This is a genomic window from Sphingomonas sp., assembly GCF_019242355.1.
Taxonomy (GTDB): domain Bacteria; phylum Pseudomonadota; class Alphaproteobacteria; order Sphingomonadales; family Sphingomonadaceae; genus Sphingomicrobium.
Genome location: NZ_JAFAVR010000162.1, coordinates 1 through 3,551, shown reverse-complemented (window position 1 = coordinate 3,551; position 3,551 = coordinate 1). Strand labels below are relative to the sequence as shown.

Sequence of the window (3,551 nt, the reverse complement as noted above, 5' to 3'; positions counted from 1 at the left end):
CATCACTATCAATCAGCCCAATGCTCGTAACGCCATCGCGCCTCAGACCATGGACCAGCTTGGGCAGGCCATAGTCGGCGCCAAGGGCGCGCTGTGCCTGGTCATTCGGGGCGAGGGAGATACGGCGTTCGTTTCGGGCGGGGACCTCAAGGAGCTTAGTGCGTTGCGAACCGAAGAGCAGGCGGCAGCCATGGCATGGCGGATGCGGTCGCTTTGTGATGAGCTCGCGAATTTCCCCGCCCCGGTCGTCGCCGCGCTAAACGGGCACGCACTCGGGGGCGGAGCGGAGGTCGCGGTCGCCGCCGACATACGGGTGGCCGCAGACGACATCAAGATCGGGTTCAATCAGGTGTCCCTCGGAATAATGCCGGCTTGGGGTGGCGCGGAGCGACTCGCGGCCCTCGTCGGCCGCGGCCGCGCGCTAATGCTCGCGGGCACCGGGGGCGTACTCACCGCCGATCAAGCCGAAAGGGTCGGGCTGGTGGATCGCGTGCTGCCTAGGGCGACGTTCGAAACTGAGTGGCGTTCCTTGGCACGGGCGCTGGCAAATAGGCCTGCCGGCGACATCAAGCGCGTCATCTCGGGCGTGCCGGCCCACGACGCCGTCGCAGCTTTCGCCTCGCTATGGGTATCCGAAGAGCATTGGGCCGCGGCGGACCGAGTGATGAAACGCAGCCGATGAATCAGTCGCGATCGCGATCATCTTGATGCCCGGCGCCAACGGCTTCACATGGTCGCGGGGGGTTCGGCCGGATCGGTGCTTGTCGGATCAGTGAACTAATCGGATTTATCGGCGGTGGCGGACTCGATCAGCAGCAGACCAGCGGCGGTATATGGATCGCATCGACCCTCAGCGACGGCAGCGGCCAAACCGGCGAGTTGAGGGTGGCTGTGCAGACGAGTTTGCGCCAGAGACAGGATCTGTGCCCGAGCACGCGATGCCCTCCGGGCGGGCGTGTCGGCGCGGTGGTGCGCGTCGATCGCGGCTATCAGTTCGGTAAGGCCCTCGGAGCGCGCTGCAACGAGTGTGAGGACTGGGGCCGATGTCTCGGCCCGCAGATCGCGGGCGGTTTCCCTCGCGCCCTCGCGGTCGGCCTTATTGACGACCACAATGTCAGCCACTTCGAGTAGGCCTGCTTTCGCGGCCTGTACTGCGTCACCCGCACCGGGATTGAGGATGACGACGGTGGGATCGGCGACGGCGGCGATCTCGATCTCCGACTGACCGACACCGACCGTTTCAAGCACGATCAGGTCGTAGGACAGTGCTGCAAGGAGCTGGATCGCCGCGGGGACCACGGCGGCGAGACCGCCGAGGTGACCGCGGGTTGCAATCGAGCGGATGAACACATCGGAATCGTTGATGTGGGCGGTCATCCGGATGCGATCGCCGAGGATGGCGCCGCCGCTGTAAGGCGATGACGGGTCCACCGCGAGCACCGCGACTCGCATTCCCCGTTCGCGGTAGGCGCCAACCAGCACGGCGATCGTCGTCGACTTTCCTGCGCCGGGAGGACCAGTAATGCCGATAACCCGGGCGGAGGCTGTGTCCAAAGCTGCCAGCACATCGTCGCGACGAGCGCCCTCGATCAGGCTCAGCAGACGACCCGTCGCTCGGGTAGAGCCGCTCAGCGATGCCTGGATGAGATCAGCGACATTCATACATCACCATCAGATCCGGGTTTCCCGCAACCGCTCTGACTCGCCGCGATGACGAAACGATGCCAGGACGCTGTTGCCGGTAAGGCCTACCGTCGGCTCGTGGCTAGCGACGTAGAGCATTCGTTCCCTTCCGGCGATATCGCCCAATGATCGAACAGTGGTTTGTACTGCAGCCGACTGTGGCCGCAAACTCAGAGATTAGCTCCGCCGTGCTCATCAAGACGCGGTGGTGCGCCGTAATCGGGTTCATACCCGTCGATCCGAATTGGGCTTCGGATCAACCGAAATGCGCCCGCGGCAACGATCACCTCCGGATTGGCGGTGAGCGCTTCGGGCAGCGTTCGGACGGCAGCGACCGGCACGCCGAGTGGACGCAGCCGCGATTCCCAGTTCGCGGCGGTATCGGTAGCCAGCGCGCTGCCTACTAAGGTGAGAACTTCGTCGCGGCGGGCGGCCCGCTCCGTCATCGTCTCGGGCCCTGCGATGTTGGCCTCAGCGGCGAATATTTTCCAGAATTTGTCGTGGGTGATAAACAGTGCCAGGAATCCGTCTGCAGTCGAAAAGAGCTGAGCTGGGACGTAATACGAGTGTGCACCCATCGGCAATCGCTGCGGCTCAATGCCGTCGTTGAGGTAGGCCGACGCGCGATAGTTCAGCTGGGAAAGCATCACATCACGTAGCGATACCTCGACCTGCCCTCCGCGGCCGGAGACGATCTGGGCTAGCAGTCCAAGGGCAGCAGTAAGTCCGGCGGAATTGTCGGCCGCGGAATATCCCGGCAAGGTCGGTGGTCCAAGCGGATCGCCGGTCAGCGCGGCGACACCGGTCGTCGCCTGAATGACGTAGTCGAATGCCGGATCATCACCCGCTTCCAGACCAAAACCGGTGAGCGCCACGCAGACAATCCGCTCGTTCCACACCCGCAGCGCTTCATAGGTGAGGCCGTATCGGCGGATGGCGGATGGTTTCAAATTCGCCAGCAGTGCATGCGATCCGGAAATTAGTTCACCGAACTCGCGCTGGCCCGTCTCGGATGTGAGGTCAACGCAAATGCTGCGCTTGCCTCGGTTGAGGCTGGCGAAATATGAATCCCCGACTTGCCGCGAGATGTCGCCGCCCGGTGGTTCGATCTTGATGACCTCGGCCCCCAGATCGGCCAGCATCATCGTGGCGTATGGCCCGGCCAGCATGTGGCCGATCTCAAGGATCCGGATACCGGCGAGAGGGCCCGCGGGCCGAGATCTCGTCGATTCGGTCACCGAACAACCTGGGGTAGCGACGTGATCATGCGCCGGTCCGGTGTTTCGACCAACTTGCGCGTGCAATCGGCAATCGACGCACCGATCTCACGCCAAGCCGCATTAGTCCTCTCCCCCGGCATCCGTCAGGGCGTGTACGTCTCGGACGAGGGTCTCCAGTGACGTACCCGTCGGAAACACTGCTGCTGCGCCGGCATCCAACAACTTCTGCACGTCGGCCTGGGGGATGGTGCCGCCGACGACCACCGCGATGTCGCCGGCGTCCGCAGCCCGCAGCGCATCGACGGTGCGGGCGGTCAGGGCCACATGGGCGCCCGAAAGGATCGAAAGCCCAACAAGCTTGACGTCCTCCTGCAGCGCGATCGAAACGATGTCTTCGATGCGCTGGCGAATTCCGGTATAGATGACCTCGAATCCGGCATCGCGCAGCGTGCGAGCGACGATCTTTGCGCCGCGGTCGTGTCCGTCGAGACCGGGTTTCGCCACCAGGACACGAGCCCCCATCAGTACCCGCCCTTCTTCGCACGCGCGCTCATCTCGAGTTCCTTCGTCGCGTGCGCACTGATCAGAACACCACCGGTTGCTGGAATTCGCCCCACACCGCCTTGAGCGCGGTCACCAACTCTCCGA

General features: G+C 64.0%; 4 protein-coding genes. 1 reads left to right on the top strand and 3 read right to left on the bottom strand.

Annotated elements, in window-relative coordinates; genetic code table 11:
* A partial coding sequence (locus JOZ79_RS08085; RefSeq protein WP_294073007.1) for an enoyl-CoA hydratase/isomerase family protein occupies positions 1–682 on the top strand: 682 nt, incomplete at its 5' end.
* 95 nt (positions 683–777) lie between these two features.
* Here JOZ79_RS08085 and JOZ79_RS08080 read toward each other — a convergent pair.
* The 3 genes from JOZ79_RS08080 to JOZ79_RS08070 all read right to left on the bottom strand — a co-directional run bounded on the left by JOZ79_RS08080 (position 778) and on the right by JOZ79_RS08070 (position 3,407).
* Complete coding sequence (locus tag JOZ79_RS08080; RefSeq protein ID WP_294073004.1) at positions 778–1,662, bottom strand: GTP-binding protein; 885 nt, start codon at positions 1,660–1,662, stop codon at positions 778–780.
* Between the two features lie 191 nt (positions 1,663–1,853).
* On the bottom strand, positions 1,854–2,921 hold the full coding sequence (locus JOZ79_RS08075; RefSeq protein ID WP_294073001.1) for a CoA transferase: 1,068 nt from the start codon (positions 2,919–2,921) through the stop codon (positions 1,854–1,856).
* 102 nt (positions 2,922–3,023) lie between these two features.
* A complete protein-coding gene (locus JOZ79_RS08070) occupies positions 3,024–3,407 on the bottom strand; it encodes a cobalamin-dependent protein (protein ID WP_294072999.1) in 384 nt (127 codons plus the stop codon).
* Positions 3,408–3,551 lie beyond the last annotated feature (144 nt).

Coding starts and splice junctions, on each gene's coding strand:
- JOZ79_RS08080 (WP_294073004.1), bottom strand. CDS start 1,662: ATGAATGTCGCTGATCTCATCCAGGCATCGCTGAGCGGCTCTACCCGA.